Annotated in this window: 9 protein-coding genes and 1 pseudogene; 9 read left to right on the top strand and 1 reads right to left on the bottom strand. The window is 47.5% G+C overall.

What is annotated here, in order from left to right; genetic code table 11:
- Nucleotides 1-55: 55 nt before the first annotated feature.
- The 9 genes and pseudogenes from QFZ80_RS23940 to QFZ80_RS23890 all read left to right on the top strand — a co-directional run bounded on the left by QFZ80_RS23940 (nt 56) and on the right by QFZ80_RS23890 (nt 14,773).
- Nucleotides 56-1,654: a cellulase family glycosylhydrolase gene (locus tag QFZ80_RS23940; RefSeq protein WP_307561381.1), complete on the top strand. Its 1,599-nt coding sequence runs from the start codon at nt 56-58 to the stop codon at nt 1,652-1,654.
- Nucleotides 1,655-1,883: 229 nt separating this feature from the next.
- Nucleotides 1,884-3,287: pseudogene (locus QFZ80_RS39155) on the top strand (glycoside hydrolase family 43 protein).
- Nucleotides 3,288-3,390: 103 nt separating this feature from the next.
- Complete coding sequence (locus QFZ80_RS23920; protein ID WP_307553529.1) at nt 3,391-4,356, top strand: aminoglycoside phosphotransferase family protein; 966 nt, start codon at nt 3,391-3,393, stop codon at nt 4,354-4,356.
- Between the two features lie 62 nt (nt 4,357-4,418).
- Entirely contained in the window at nt 4,419-7,370 is a 2,952-nt protein-coding gene (locus tag QFZ80_RS23915) for a glycoside hydrolase family 9 protein (protein ID WP_307561375.1), read from the top strand.
- A gap of 549 nt (nt 7,371-7,919) precedes the next feature.
- Nucleotides 7,920-8,270: a hypothetical protein gene (locus tag QFZ80_RS23910; protein ID WP_307553531.1), complete on the top strand. Its 351-nt coding sequence runs from the start codon at nt 7,920-7,922 to the stop codon at nt 8,268-8,270.
- A 356-nt stretch (nt 8,271-8,626) separates the two neighbouring features.
- Complete coding sequence (locus QFZ80_RS23905) at nt 8,627-10,555, top strand: GDSL-type esterase/lipase family protein (protein ID WP_307561373.1); 1,929 nt, start codon at nt 8,627-8,629, stop codon at nt 10,553-10,555.
- Between the two features lie 473 nt (nt 10,556-11,028).
- Nucleotides 11,029-11,985 (top strand): ABC transporter permease, encoded by a 957-nt coding sequence (locus QFZ80_RS23900; RefSeq protein WP_307561371.1) that lies wholly within the window; start codon nt 11,029-11,031, stop codon nt 11,983-11,985.
- Between the two features lie 27 nt (nt 11,986-12,012).
- A complete protein-coding gene (locus QFZ80_RS23895; RefSeq protein ID WP_307553534.1) occupies nt 12,013-12,900 on the top strand; it encodes a carbohydrate ABC transporter permease in 888 nt (295 codons plus the stop codon).
- Between the two features lie 139 nt (nt 12,901-13,039).
- Complete coding sequence (locus tag QFZ80_RS23890) at nt 13,040-14,773, top strand: type 2 periplasmic-binding domain-containing protein (protein ID WP_307553535.1); 1,734 nt, start codon at nt 13,040-13,042, stop codon at nt 14,771-14,773.
- Nucleotides 14,774-15,035: 262 nt separating this feature from the next.
- Here the strand turns inward: QFZ80_RS23890 and QFZ80_RS23885 are convergent, their stop codons facing one another.
- Nucleotides 15,036-15,875: a helix-turn-helix domain-containing protein gene (locus tag QFZ80_RS23885; protein ID WP_307561369.1), complete on the bottom strand. Its 840-nt coding sequence runs from the start codon at nt 15,873-15,875 to the stop codon at nt 15,036-15,038.
- Nucleotides 15,876-15,949: the final 74 nt, after the last annotated feature.

The raw sequence follows: 15,949 nt of genomic DNA, 5'->3' as shown, positions 1-15,949 counted from the left end.
TCTTTGGTTAAACTCGTTTAAAAAGAACCAAAAATAAGAGACGGAGGTGTTATTTATGTCGTCAAAAGTAAAGTCTTTCAGGATCTTTTTGTTAGCCATGGTATTGGTGGTTACAACTGTCTTTTCCGGTCGGATTCCGTCAGCATCTGCAGAAACAGCCGATTTCACGCAATTGAATGCTTCGCAGATTGTTTTTGAAATGGGGGCGGGCTGGAATCTTGGAAACCAGCTTGAACTCGGTTCTAACGGTACGCCCACCGAAAGCACTCCTAATGTCACACAGGCGTTCATTCAAAGGGTAAAGGCAGCAGGATTTAAAACAATCCGTATCCCTGTTTCGTATTTGAATAAGATAGGGAGTGCACCGAATTATACGATTGATTCTGCATGGCTGAACAGAGTGAAAACAGTCGTGGACTATGCCTACAACGAAGGCTTGTATGTCATTATCAACATTCATGGAGACGGTTACAATTCAGTCCCCGGCTCTTGGCTGATAGTCAATTCAAACGATCAAACAACGATTAGGGTCAAATATCAAAAAGTCTGGCAGCAGATTGCTAATACATTTGTCAATTATGATGAGCATTTGATCTTTGAATCCATGAACGAAGAATTTGACGGGACTTTTGGCACACCTAACACCACATACTATTCAAATCTTAATGCTTATAATCAAATCTTTGTAGATACTGTAAGACAAACCGGAGGAAACAATAGTGCAAGATGGCTTCTTATTCCCGGCTGGAATACTAACATTGATTATACTGTAGGTAATTATGGCTTTGTGCTTCCTACAGATAATTATAGATCATCTACAATTCCGAATTCTGAGAAGAGAATCATGATATCCGTTCATTATTACTCGCCTTGGGACTTCTGCGGTGAGGAATCCGGCACCATAACCCAATGGGGAGCAACAGCTACCAACACATCGAAAAAATCCACTTGGGGACAGGAAGATTATTTGGATTCGCAACTGAAGTCTACGTATGATAAATTCGTAACCCAAGGATATCCTGTGGTCGTCGGTGAATTCGGCTCCGCAGATAAAACAGCGTTTGATTCAACGAATAATACGTATCGTGCGGCATTTGCAAAAGCGGTAAGCGCAACAGCCAGGAAATACGGTTCGGTACCGATTATTTGGGATAATGGATGGAATGGAAATTATGGTTTTGGATTGTTTAACAGGTCTACCTATACGATCACACAGCAAGGAATTATTGATGCGATCATGAGTGTCATGAACACTTCTAAAATGAAGAACGTGACCACAGGTTTGTATATTGACGGCATGGGCCGTACCACAGACGGCTCGAATGCAGGCCAATGGAGCGCCGGTACCAGCAATAACCAACGATGGATAATGGAATTCTACGGAAGCTATTACAAAATCAAAAATGTTGCGACAGGTTTGTATCTTGACGGTATGGGCCGTACCGCAGCGGGCTCTATTAGCGGACAGTGGAGCAACGGCTCCAGTTGGAACCAGAGGTGGGTATTGGAAGCCTACGGAAGTAATTATAGGATAAAGAATGTTTCTACCGGTCTTTATTTGGATGGCGGCGGCAATACGGCTAACGGCTCCGACTTGAAACAGTGGAGCAGCGATCCCAGTACCAACCTGCAGTGGCAGTTTGTGAATCCCTGAAGAACGGAAAGAACGGAAGAGCAGCGGCTGTGAAGTCCTGCTCTTTATCTCTTTAAAGGGGGTGACTAAACATGTCTGCCAGAGCGATGAAGATATGGAATGGTGGCGTAATATCTAATTATTCTATGAAAAATTCACAAATTTCGTAGGTATCTCAGAACTTCATTTTTTTATATAAATAATGATGAATACGCTTTTACATCAGACCCGCAAACAAGGAGAGAAATAAATGTTGTATACGAATCCGATCATTCCCGGCTTTTATCCCGATCCGAGCATCTGCCGGAACGGGGATGATTATTACCTGGTGACAAGCTCTTTTGCATATTTTCCCGGAGTCCCCCTATTTCACAGCAAGGATCTTGTCAATTGGCGCCAGATCGGACATTGCCTCACAACCGAGCAGCAGTTGCCTTTGGGAAACACTTGGCTCTCGGGAGGAATCTACGCCCCGACGATCCGCCATCACGACGGCTGGTTCTATATGGTAACGACGAATGTGAGCGGGGTCGGCAATTTTTTTGTTCGAAGCAGGCAGCCGGAGGTCCCTGGTCCGATCCAATACCTGTCGCGCAGAAGGGCATCGATCCTTCTCTATTATTCGATGAAGACGGCAGTGTATACTTTCAATCCAATTGCGACGGCAATGAAGGCTACGGCATTTATCAATGCGAGATTGACATATTGACCGGAAGCATGCTGACTGAGAGCCGTCAGATTTGGAGGGGAACGGGCGGAGCGTACCCGGAAGCTCCTCATCTTTACAAGATCAAAGGATTTTACTATTTGCTGATCGCTGAAGGCGGAACTGAATACGGCCATATGGCGACGATAGCGAGAAGCAGCGCCCCTTATGGACCGTATGAACCGTGTCCCCATAATCCGATTTTGTCTCATAGAAGCTTGAAGAGCAGCATACACGCAACCGGGCATGCAGATCTGGTACAGGCGCATGACGGCAGCTGGTGGGCGGTTTTCTTGGGAATCAGGCCTGTTTCTTATCCGATGCGGCATCATCTAGGCAGAGAGACTTTTTTGGCGCCCGTGTCATGGACGGATGACGGCTGGCCGATCATCGGTATCGGCGGGCGTATCGAGTCCGTTATGGAGGCTCCGCAGCTGCAGGAAGTCCGGTGGCCGCATAAGGCAATCAGAGATGATTTTGATGAAACAACGCTAGGCTTTGATTGGGTGTTTCTGTCGCCATTTGTCATGCAACATAGCCGCCCTACTAGATTTCGAACCGAAAAGCGAAGGTGAGGAAGCCGGACTTACCGTATTTATGAACGATGGGTATCATTATGATCTTGCCGTAAAGTTCAAGGAAGGACGCAAGGTGATCGTATTACGTCGGACCGTGGGATCATTGAGAACAGAGCACACGCACGAATGCGCAGCCGGCCCGGTCGTGCTAAAGATTGAGGCTAGGCCGGAATGTTTTGTTTTCTCCATTCAGCCAAATCAATCCAATGTCCTTGAGTTGGGCTCGGGAGAAACGCATCTGCTCTCAACGGAGGTAGCAGGCGGCTTTACGGGAGTAGTTATTGCGATGTATGCCGTTTGCGAAACAGGACAGAGTACGCCGGCACTCTTTGATTGGTTCGATTATGAGCCGGTAATTCATATCGAATAGGTTTGTATGGGTAGATGATGAAATGCTGTCAAGGATTGCAAGTGATGGTCAATTGGAAACATCAGGGGATTATTAAAATTTATAGAAAGATGTGACCAATATTATGGAAAGTAATATTAAACCCAAGCTGATAGACAGCGATATGGAACGAATTATTCACCAAGCCTTCGGAAGCCGGGTCGTCGAAACGAAAGAATTAACGGATGGGTGGGCAAACAGCGCATACGCGATTATCACAAGCGACGACCGCGAGGTAATCCTAAAAGCAGCGCCGTTCAAGGGAACAAAAATGATGCGTTATGAGGCAAACTTGATGCGCACCGAAGTCGAGGCGCTACGCTTGTTTGACAACAGCGGCACACTGCCTGTGCCTAAGGTGCTCGCACACGACGATACATGCACCTTGATTAATGCGGAGTACTTTATTATGGAGCGGCTTTCGGGAGTTCCTTACAACAAAATTAAGGAGACGCTTTCCCAGGAAGAGAAGGACGCGATCGAATTTGAGCTTGGCGTCTATAGCCGCTTGATCCATGAAGTGCAAGGGGAGAAATTCGGATATTTTCTGCAGCAAGAATCGTGGAATGACTCCTGGGCGGAAGCGTTTCAACAGATGATCCGGGGCGTGCTGGCTGATGGCAGAGATGTCGGAGTCGAGCTGCCTGCGGGCGATGCGGTTATCGAATCGGAAATCGAACGGCATCTGGATGCTTTGCACGAAGTCGTACAGCCCCGTCTCGTGCATTGGGATTTATGGGATGGGAATGTGTTTGTCGAGCATGGGAAAATAACAGGGTTGATCGATTTCGAAAGAGCGCTTTGGGGCGACCCGCTGATGGAGGTTTATTTCGGCCGCTTCAACCGATCCGTTGGGTTCTCAAGGGGCTATGGGCTTGCCGTTGCAACCCGAAATCAGCAGCGGCGCAGAGTGATGTACGATTTTTATCTGGATCTGATCTTATGGATTGAATGTACCTTCCGGCAATATGAAAATAAAGACCACGCGAATTGGGCCCGCAACAATCTTGCGGAAGGCTGGGAACATCTCCTCGCGATCGGCCGAAATTAATTGCGCTTTCAATAAAAGTCGACTTAAAAAAAAGTCGACTTAAAAAAAAGGGGAAAATTCAGATGAAAACAAGGAAAAAGCCGCTTCTTTTTACCAAACAAATCATTTCTTTATGCATATCCGGTTCACTTCTGCTGATGTGCGCGCTTCCCGCTGCAGCTGCTGACAGCGTCGTCGGCGGTTCCAGTTCAGACAGCTTTGTCACAAACGATTCAACCAATCTATATCTCCCTCCTGGAGGAGCGGACTGGAACAGGCTGAAGGATCTCCTGATGAATGATTTTGCGTACGGCTACGGCAGCACGGTAACCGACGAAACCTATCAGGGTAAGGCAGCGAAGAAAATCGCTGTCGACAGCTTCTGGGGAGCCAATTATATCCTGAACGGTTGGCAGACGTTGGATATAAGCCCGTACGAAAATGGTACATTAGAGTTCGATGCGGTCGGAGCGGTTGGCGGTGAAACCTTCTCCGTGGGATTTGTTGATGTCGTCACGGAACGGCTGGTCGACGGAGAGTTTTTTACGGATAACGATGAGCATCCGCATCAAACCTCTGTGACTGCATCGATTCCGTTAGGAGAGGAACTTACAACAGAATGGAAACATTATTCTGTTCCGCTGAAGAATATCTTTGATTCCAAAAGCATTTTCAGTAGTTCCAGTGTGCAGATGCTGAACTTCACCGGGGATAACAACCCGAAAACGTTCTGGATCAGCAATATTGTCATCAAATCGCCGGATAAGGCGGAAAGCTATGCTCCGATCAAGGTGAATCAGGTCGGTTATATTGTTAATAGCGAGAAATACGCTTTGGTCAGCGGCTATTACGACAAACTGACCGCTGTACCCGGCACACCTTTTCAAGTGAGAAAGGCATCGGATATGAGCATCGCTTACTCCGGCGCGTTGTCCTTGGTTGCAGCCTATGATGCTTCCTCCGGGGAGAAGGTGCTGAAGGCGGACTTCACCGGCCTGAACGAACCGGGCGAATATGTGCTGACTGTGGATGGGGTCGCTGAACCTTCCGTTGCCTTCAAGATTGGAGACAGCAGTATCTATAGCACTCTTTTGAAAGATGTGCAGAAGTTCTTCTACTTCCAGCGCGCCAATGAGGATCTGTTAGCGGAACACGCAGGGATCTTCGCCAGGACCGGCGCTCGCAAGGAAGATCACAACCTTCCGTTCCAGTCCGATCCGACTATTACGAAGGATGTTTCCGGCGGATGGTGGGATGCCGGCGACTTGGGCAAATATGTCACAGTGGGAGCGACAGCCATCTCTGACCTCCTCTGGGCATACGAGAGCTTTCCAGGCCAATTCCAGGACCATTTGTTGAATATCCCGGAAAGCGGAAACGGCATCCCGGATCTGCTGGACGAGATCAAGGTTGAAACGGATTTTATTCTCAAAATGCAGGATGAGGCCACAGGAGGCTTCTATGCTTACGTCATTCGGGATCATTCACCTGGTCGCTATATCATGGATGGAACGGCAAGCAATAGACTCATACCGACGTTCCACACTGGCGCTGCAGTTGGCGCTCTGGCTCATGCGTATATCGTCATGAAGGATGTCCCTGGGTTAACGGATTATGCCGAGACGTTGAAGGCCGCCGCTCTCCGCGGATGGAACTATCTGGAGCAGCATCCGGAATTCATCCCGCAGCCGGATGGTCCATACAACTCTAACAGCGATGTGAACGACCGCTTTTATGCCGCAGCGACGCTGTACCGGGCAACAGGAGAGCAAGTGTATAACGATTACGTCGTCGCTCATTACCTGGAGCATGCTGCTATTTTCGAGAGTGAAACTTTCTCGCACAATATCGGCTCCTTGGATAGGATGGGCTTCTACCATTACATGATGGGGGAGCAGCCGAACGCCGCAGTGAAGACATGGTTTACCGATAAATTTGTACAATGGCGTGACATTATCATCAATGCCAGTATGAATAAATCGGTGTGGGGGAATTCCACCCTGGATGGATTTTATTGGGGAGCGAACTCCAATAATGCCGGTATTCCGGTCGGCCTCGCGATCGGCAGCCGCCTTCTGGGATTGTATAATGAAAATGACCGAAATGTAGCAAGCGGCAATCTGAACTATCTGCTTGGGGTAAACCCGCTGCAGATGAGCTATATTACCGGGCACGGAGAGCGCCGAGTGACTAGAACCATCCATGAAATTTACAATGGCGACCATCTCTTGGAAATGCCGAGCGGTTACATGCCTGGCGGTCCGAACAACAACGGACGCTATACCTTCAACGCCAAGGCTTACAACAATTCCTCCATCGACTGGGAAACCAATGAGCAAGCCTTGAATTACAACTCGCCCCTGACCTTCCTGGTTGCGATGTTGTCCGAATCGAATTCGGCTCCAGCCGTCTCGGTCACCTCGTATGAGGAAGGCCAGGCCATCCATTTAAATAATCCGCAGATTGACTGGACGTTCCTTGACGCCGACGATGCGGATGTACAAGCCGCCTATCAGGTTCAAGCCTCCAGCAACGGTTGGGAAACGGTTGACGTGGACAGCGGTGAATTGGCTGGCCCATCCGGTTCATACACATTGGATGGATTGGCGGACGGAGATTGGTCGATCAGGGTTCGATTGAAGGACAATCGGGGCGCCTGGTCGGAATGGACGTACAGAAGCTTGATCATTGATACGGTTGCTCCTACCCTGAATGTTGTCCTGGATAAGGAAACATTGTGGCCGGCCAACAACCGTCTGGTCAAGGTAACGGCAACCGTTGAAACTGGGGATGAGCTGTCTCAGGTGAAATTGCTTTCCATTACGCCGAGCGTAGCCGTCGACAGCTACGAATCCATGGTACAAGAAGCTGATTTCGGCACATTCGATACGGAATTCATGCTGTTGGCCAAAAAAGCCAAGGATATGGAGCCTCTTGTTTATACGATTAAATATAGAACCGTAGATCGTGCAGGGAATGTTACGGAAACATCTATCACTGTTACGGTTCCCCATGACCAGTCTGGAAATAAATAAGCTTGTCCAGCAGATTGAGGAACTTGATTTGAAAAAAATGCTACTCTAATTACATTACATGAAATTGAAAGAACCTCGAGACTATACGCAACAATAGATTTCGAGGTTCTTTCTTTATCTGGAACAATGGTTGCACAAATGAAAGAGAATGTTATTATCCACGTTCCTTCGATTATGAGCCGGTAGGTAGAAGATGTACCTGTTCGAATTGCTTGGGATGAAGTCGAATGATATTGCCCGAAGATCAGCGGGGATTGGAAGGTCTCTGCCGGTTTACAACAAAACAAAAAGGACATGTTTAGGGGCCCGAGCAATTGGGCCATTTCAATGCCACGGCAACCATGGCAGATTGAGCTAAGACGATTTCTAAATACCTTAAAATGGAGGTTTGGCGGCGATGACAAATGTCTTTACCGTTTCAGAATCATGAACTGGCAATCGAAGACCGCGTTGCCGATCTGGTGTCCCGGTTCACCTTCGAGGAGAAAATTGGGCTCATGTGCCAATATCAACCCGCAGTCGAGAGGATGGGGGTGAAACCTTACAAGGATGGTACCGAAGATCCATGTGCGCTACTATAACACGCCGGTGCTGCAAAATGCATCGGGCGCGACCAGCGGCTTTGCGATTCCCACAGCCTTTAACGGCGACCAGCTTGCCACGATGGAGGCCGTGTACGCTGCAGGCGGCAACGCCGGTCCGCATAACTGGACTTCCTACAAGCAATTTAACTATATCTTCTCACCCGACTATACCAACAATAAAATCACGATTACCTCGAATTTCTTCAATGAAACAACTGACGGAACGGTGATTCTGACGTTCCACTTCTGGAGCGGGCAAATCGTCAAATACACAATTGTAAAAAGCGGCACGAGCGTCACAGGCACGGCCCAGTAATATGGCAAGGCGTTCCGACGGGGGATATCACCTGCCGAGCACCTTTCTCCAAATTGGCAATTTTTGGAGCCTTCATAAACTCCTGAATCCGAGACACTTACTAATGCCTGAAACCACAACTGTAACTTATTGGAAAACAACAATGTCGGAGCTGTCTATCTCACGTGTTAGACTGCTCAATTCCCGTAAATAGACAGGTCTAAATAGGACCCAACTGGATATTCTCAAAAAAAATGTATACACATCGTTATCATGTAAACGCGCTGTATACTCGGTTCACCGTTATAAACCACGGGGAGTGTTTACCAAAGTTTAGATGTATGCGCTTTTAAAATTTAAAAAAGGAGACCATCAAGATGACAACAAGAAAAAAGTCGCTTCGCTTCATCAAACAAATCATTTCCTTATGTATGTCCGTTTCACTGCTGCTGATGTGCGCGCTTCCCGCCACAGCTGCTGACAGCGATCCTTCGAATGCAGCAACCATTCAGCTTGAAGCCGAACAAGCCCAGCTGACAGGCGGGCTCCAGGTGAATACCAATCATCCTGGATACACGGGCAGCGGCTTTCTGGATGGATACTGGAATTTTGGAGGAACAGCGACTTTTACCGCTAACGTTCCGGCTTCAGGGAAATACAAAGTAACCGCACGTTACGGCAATGCCACTTATAATCCGGCTACACTGAGTCTTATTGTAAATGGAACGAAAATCAAGCAGACAAGCTTGCCTTTACTTGCGAACTGGGATACATGGGGCGATCAAACGGAAACGTTGGATTTATATGCCGGCGCCAATACGATTGCTTACAAATTTGACAGTGGCGATACGGGAATCATTAACCTCGACCATATTCGGGTTTCTCCTGCGCCAATTGAAGCGGAAACTGCGATCAGGCTGGGATTCGCTTCTGTCTACAATGACTCCGCAGCGTCAGGCGGTCAAGCGGTCGAGTATCTTCATGTGAGCGGCAATGGCCTTCAGTTCAACAATGTCCCTGCTGCAAACAGCCTTACTGTGAGATATGCTGCCACTAGCTCGGGTACGTATAGTATGTACGTGAATGGAGTTAAGACACAGACAATCAACTTCACCGGGAATGGCACTTGGAATGGCGCCTACACCAGCGTGACCATGCCGGTCAATATTCCTGCAGGCGCGACATTGAAGCTCCAATATGATACTGGAGATACGGGCTGGAATGTAGACAATATTATATTGCTGCAGGGTGATCAATTATTTAGAGCAAATAAGGACTTCGTAAAGCAGATCGGCAGAACCGTTTTCTATAATGACACGCTTTGGTTGGCGTTGTCCGGCAGCGGGGCGGAGTACAAGTTTAGAGGCACAAAGGCGCAAATTACGATGAAAGGCGACCAGGTTGCGTTAGGGCAGACCGATTATGCAAGGATCGGCATTTATGTTAACGGCGTACGAGTCGTAGACGATTTATTAAAACAGTCTCAGAAGACTTACACCGTATTTGAAAGTGCTACACAACAGGATGTCGTCATTAAGGTCGTCAAGCTGTCGGAGGCGATCAGATCTACCGCAGGAATCCAGGAGATTCGAGTTAATTCTGTGGATGGGATTCACCCGACGCAGGGTTCGGCTCGGAAGATCGAGATCATCGGCGATTCGATCACGGCCGGCTATGGGGTTGATGATATGAAGGAGAACGGATTTTCCACTGCGACAGAAGACGTGACCAAAACCTATGCATATAAAACGGCAGCTGCGCTCCAGGCCGACTACAGCGTGGTTGCCTACAGCGGTCATGGCATCGTCTCTGGCTATACCGGTAATGGTGAGAAGAACACCGGGCTGCTGGTTCCGAATAATTATGACATCATTGCCAGATCTGCCGGCCGTATTGACGGGAATCTGGATATCAACAACTCACCATGGGACTTTAACAAATTCGTACCTGATCTGATTGTAATAAATCTTGGGACGAACGATTATTCGTATACAAAGGATGATTCGGTGAAGCAAGCTGAGTACAGAGATGCCTATGTCGAATTCCTGAAGCAGGTTCGATCGCGTAACGCGAATGCGCGTTTGATGTGCACCGTGGGCATAATGGGGGATGCAATTTTCCCGATGGTGGAGCAAGCAGCCGCAGCTTATACGAATCAAACCGGCGATACCAAAATTTCGGTTATGAAGTTTGAAATTCAATTGTGGGAAGACGGCTTCGGTGCAGATTGGCATCCGTCGGAGGCAACCCATACCAAAGCTGCAAACAAGCTGATTGCCAAAATAAAAGAGGTAATGAATTGGTAGGTTCGGCAGACTAAACAATATTTGAAGTAAAAATGCAAGAGGCTATCCCAGTGGTTATTAAACCGGGGATAGCTTCTTCTTATTAATGAACATTCTATTCCGAAGAGAAACTTAATCTTTTCGGTACCTTCTAAGAGAACCGTACATCAGACGGTAGATGCCATACAAACAAAGATAGTATTGCCGATTATTTCCCGGCACGGAAAAACACTAATTATGGCTGGATTTTAAGTGAAATTTATCGGGTATTATGATGAAAACGATTTCGTTATAATCGAAACAAAGAGGTTGAGAGTTTGCCCGCATACTGAATCTGTGGAGCAAAACCTGAAGCAGGTTCCACCGCTGATAGGGAGTTGATGAGGAAATGTCATACCAGCAGGAGTTCTAGACCTCCTAAGATAGCCGATTTGAAAATCCAAGTAAAAGTGAGCAAATGAAAGAAAACATTATTTAATAGCGGGGGGAGAAACATGAACGCAAAGTTGTCCGAACACGCCTATTCACCAGTTTCGGGAAAGCGCTTTCAATTTAAAGATAAGTATAAATTATTTCTTATGGCTCTTCCTTTTCTTGTTCTTGTCTTTTTGTTCTCATATTTGCCGCTGTACGGCTGGGTCTATGCCTTTTACGACTACAGGCCCGGCATTCCGCTGTCCCAGACCGAGTTTGTAGGCCTGAGCTGGTTTACCAAGTTGGTGTCGAATCCGGCTCAGGTCCAGGAAATTCTCAGGGTCCTGCGAAACACGTTGGTGTTCAGTTCGCTTGGCATTCTGACTTCGGTTCTGCCGGTCATCTTCGCGATTCTCCTGATGGAAATAAAAAACGCGCCGTTTAAGAAAATCGTGCAGACGCTTACGACGCTGCCGAACTTTATCAGCTGGGTGCTAGTGTACTCCTTCGCCTTCATATTGTTTTCTGTTGACAACGGTTTCCTGAACAATTTGCTGATGAGCATGCATCTGATAGAAAGCCCGCTGAATTTGCTGGCATCGGACAGCCATACCTGGTTGGCCATGACCTTGTGGGGCATATGGAAGGGACTCGGTTGGGGATCGATCTTGTACATTGCTGCGATTACCGGGATTGATCCGGAATTGTATGAGGCGGCGAGAGTGGATGGAGCAAGCCGTTTTCAGTTGATATGGCACGTGACGATTCCCGGGATTATACCGACATTCTTCGTGCTTCTCATATTGGGAATCGCGAACTTTATCAATAATGGGCTTGAGCAATATTATGTGTTCTCGAACGCGATAAACATGAATCATATCGAGGTGCTCGATCTGTACGTATACAACATCGGGGTGGTGAATTCCAACTTCGGGTTCGCGACGGCGGTCAGCATTCTGAAATCGATTATCAGCTTGTTCTTGCTGTTTGTAGCCAATGGCCTGTCGAAGCTGGTTCGCGGCGAAGGCGTCATCTAAGTCATTGTGGAAGAGAGGAGTATCGACATGGGAAAGATGAGAAAGATTACGATATTTGACATCCTGAATTATACGTGGTTTGCCCTTTTCACTCTGGCTTGTTTCTTTCCGTTCTATTATTTGTTCATCAATACGATTAGCAACAACGACTTGAGCAGCAGAGGCCTTGTCATGTTTTACCCGCGGGGGATTCATATAAACAACTATATTGAAGTATTCAAGATTCCCGGACTGGGTACAGCCGCGCTCGTATCTATAGGACGCACTGTGATTGGCACATTGTTGACCGTGGCTGCATCGGGATTTCTCGGATACTTGTTTACGAAAAACGTAATGTGGGGACGTAAATTTTGGTACCGGTTCCTTATTGTGACCATGTATTTTAATGCCGGGTTGATTCCATGGTTTCTTATCATGCTTAAGCTTGGCCTGGTAAACAATTTCCTGGTCTATATCATACCCGGGATCGTTGCTCCGTTCAATATCATCCTTGTCAAAACATTCATCGAGTCGACGCCGATCTCCCTGCAGGAATCGGCGCAAATCGACGGAGCCGGCTATTTCACGATCTTCTGGAAGATCGTCATGCCTTTGATCACGCCGATTCTGGCAACGATCGCCATCTTCTCGGCCATCGGTCAGTGGAACTCTTTCCAGGACACGTTGTTCCTGGTCACGGACCCGAAGCTGTTTACGCTGCAATTTCTCCTGTATCGCTTTTTAAACGCAGCGACATCGCTGGCAAATCTGATAAAATCCAGCGGGGCTATCAATGCGGATCTGGCCAATATGCAGACGGCCACTTCGATTCGGACGACGGTTTCGATGGTTGTCGTCATCCCGATTTTGCTAGTTTATCCTTTCTTCCAACGATACTTTGTCAAAGGCATTTTGATCGGTGCCGTGAAGGGGTGAATTTGGAACTCTGCAAAGGAGGTGAGGCGGGACATTGTATGCTTGTATTGTAATTGTCAAAGGGACGTCAGGATTCATTTCTTAACCGCAATGAAAAAGTACGACTATGCAGGTACATGACAAGGAGGTTAACAAACAAATGATTAGAGGAAAAAAGTGGATGGCGACCGCGGTCTCGATGAGCGTCGTGCTTGTATTATTGTCCGCATGCAGCGGCGGCAAAACCGCGGTAGATTCACCGGCGCAATCGAGCGCAAGCACCGATCCTTCGAAGCAGCCGGAAGTCACACTGACGGTATTCTCGAACGTGGCTAACTATTCCGGGGATCAACCGGGTTGGTTTGCGAAGCTGATCAAGGAAAAATTTAATATCAAATTAAACATTATCGGTGGCGGCCAGGGAAAAGAGGCTACGTTGTTGGCCTCGGGCGATGTAGGCGATATCCAGGTTGCAATCAACAACAAAGATGCGATCAAAGCTGGCCTGCTGTTGGATTGGAATAAAAACGGGCTGCTTGACAAATACGGCCAAGACATTCGAAAATATGCCGGTAAATCGCTTGAAGCCCACAGCAAGCAATTCGGCGGCGGCACGGCGATCTACTCGGTGGGGAATGAGGTAGGCAACGGCAGCGGCCCGAGCGAAGGCGCCGATATGACGTTCGGTCCCAATATCCGCTGGGACTTGTACCAGAAGCTGGGCAGTCCGCAAATCAAAACGTTGGACGACTATCTGCCCGTCCTCAAGCAAATGCAGCAGCTCAGTCCGAAGAGCGATACCGGCAAGCCTACGTACGGATTTTCGCTGTGGTCGGACTGGGACGGGTCCGGTTCAATGAACGTGGGTTCTATAGCTGCATTATACGGCTATAGGGTAGGGGACGGATTCAACAACAAAGCTGATATGATCCTGACAAAGGCCGATGAAGCGAAATGGCAAGGCATTATCGATGACAACGGTTACTACATGAAAGGCGTGAAATTCTTCTTTGATGCCAATAAGATGGGACTGCTTGATCCAGACTCTTTGACGCAGAAGTTCGCCGACGTGACCAATAAGTACAAGGACGGGCAAATTCTATTCGCGCAATTTCCTTGGGTAAGCAGCGGTTTTAACATCCCGAACAACACGTCCGCAGGAAAAGGTTTCGGATTCGTACCATTCGGCGATGAGAAACAGTCATCCGCCGGGTTTAAACCAGAGGGCAGCAATTACTATTGGACCATTGGCGCGAAAACGAAGTATCCGGAGCGTGTGATGCAATTCCTTAACTGGCTGTATACGCCGGAGGGGATCATGGAATCCAATTACGGACCGAAGGGCTTGATTTGGGATATCAAGGATGGAAAGTCGACCCTGACCGATTTCGGATACAAAGCGATCGTGAACTCCGTCAATATGCCTGATGAATACGGCGGCGGGCTGTACAAGGACGGAACTAACCAAATCAACAACTCGACGATCTCCAGATCTATGAACAATCCGGAAACTGGGGAACCGTATGATTACACGATGTGGACCTCGTATTTGAATCATAATCCGGATCCGGTCACGAAGAGTTGGCGGGACGCTATGGGTGCGCTGACGGTGAAAGATTACGTCGTCAAGCACAACCAAGTTGCCGTGGCACCTGCGTACAACAGCAGCGTAGCGGCGGTGGATCAACCAGCCGACATCAAGCAGAAGAACAGCGAAGTGGGCAAAGTCATCAAGGAATACTCCTGGAAGTTGATGTTCGCGAAGAATGATAACGAGTTTAACAGCCTGAAACAGCAATTGATCACGAAAGCCAAAGGTTTGGGCTACGACGAAGTTGTCAAGTGGCAAGTCGACCAATACGAAAAAACGGTCGGTGCGGCGTTGAAAAAGTAATCAATAAAGATGGAATGCGACTATTCTATCGAATGTTCCATCGAAATTACTTGAAACGATTAAGCTTCGTGAAATCTAAATTCCGTGGGCATTACTGGCTCACGGAATTTTTACGATCAGCCTGCTGTTTTATCGTTACTTCCGGACGCCCTTGCCGGAAATAAACAAAGAGAACAAGTAAATGAAGAGGCAAAGCCCCGATTTCTCGGGGCTTTGTTATTTGTTTTTCTGAGCGAATGCCTATATTGGCTGTAGAGCATTGTCACCTGTGGCGGTTACGGATATAACGTCCTGGAGGCATTCCTTCCGATTTAGTAAATTGTTTGGTAAAGGAGTAAATATCCCCATAACCAAGACTAACGGCTACATGTTTGATGGGGAGTCCAGAGAGGAGCATCATTTTTGCCTGTTTCATTAAATGTTCAATGTGGTATCGCTGAGGGGAAACCCCGGTCGTGGCTTTAAATAACTTCCTGAAATTCTCATAGCCCATATTTACGGCTGCTGCAGTTTCCTTCATATCATAATGGATATCATTAGAGCTGCCGATGAGTTGGCAAGCCTTCGATATTTTAGGATCATTGTGCTCTCTCTGCGAATAATGAACGCTGCCGTGTAATCGGATCATGAGCTCTTGTGCTCTCATCAGCAAATAGGGGAGCCTTTCATCCGCAGCGCCTTTAAGGCTGTTTAGCAAGGCAGCTAATTCAATAACAAAATCGCGCGTAACCTGCGTTGCTTGCACCTCTTTATCGGAATTTACAATTCCAAGTGTTATTAGGTAATGATAGACAGGATAACCTACGCTCATATAAAACTCTATCCATTCCCCATTTGGCTCGATTTCGGTGGAGTGCAAACGTTCAGGCAAACGCTGAACCAGATCCCCCGCTTGCATCGGAATAACGGTACCGTCCTCTGAGATAAATCGTCCACTGCCTTGCAGGATCAAAAAACAGCTGTAATATCCGATCTTAAAGTCATATTGGGAACGCTCTGCCGTTAATTTTCTCATAAAGCCGCATGACAAAATGCCTTGGTCGAAATCGTCGCCGATACACCGGTATACGACATCATTTTCCTTTATATCGTCGTAATACATATCGTTGCTACACCTACCAAAATGGATAAATGAATTACCAGACTTAACATTTCATATAAAGACTTATCCTTATA

Origin of the sequence: Paenibacillus sp. V4I7, from assembly GCF_030817275.1 — a bacterium.
In the GTDB taxonomy this organism is placed as follows: Bacteria; Bacillota; Bacilli; order Paenibacillales; family NBRC-103111; genus Paenibacillus_E.
The sequence above is the reverse complement of the archived record's forward strand: the minus strand, read 5'-3'. Positions and strand labels throughout refer to the sequence as shown.

Coding starts and splice junctions, on each gene's coding strand:
- QFZ80_RS23940 (WP_307561381.1), top strand. CDS start 56: ATGTCGTCAAAAGTAAAGTCTTTCAGGATCTTTTTGTTAGCCATGGTA.
- QFZ80_RS23920 (WP_307553529.1), top strand. CDS start 3,391: ATGGAAAGTAATATTAAACCCAAGCTGATAGACAGCGATATGGAACGA.
- QFZ80_RS23915 (WP_307561375.1), top strand. CDS start 4,419: ATGAAAACAAGGAAAAAGCCGCTTCTTTTTACCAAACAAATCATTTCT.
- QFZ80_RS23910 (WP_307553531.1), top strand. CDS start 7,920: ATGGTACCGAAGATCCATGTGCGCTACTATAACACGCCGGTGCTGCAA.
- QFZ80_RS23905 (WP_307561373.1), top strand. CDS start 8,627: ATGACAACAAGAAAAAAGTCGCTTCGCTTCATCAAACAAATCATTTCC.
- QFZ80_RS23900 (WP_307561371.1), top strand. CDS start 11,029: ATGAACGCAAAGTTGTCCGAACACGCCTATTCACCAGTTTCGGGAAAG.
- QFZ80_RS23895 (WP_307553534.1), top strand. CDS start 12,013: ATGGGAAAGATGAGAAAGATTACGATATTTGACATCCTGAATTATACG.
- QFZ80_RS23890 (WP_307553535.1), top strand. CDS start 13,040: ATGATTAGAGGAAAAAAGTGGATGGCGACCGCGGTCTCGATGAGCGTC.
- QFZ80_RS23885 (WP_307561369.1), bottom strand. CDS start 15,875: ATGTATTACGACGATATAAAGGAAAATGATGTCGTATACCGGTGTATC.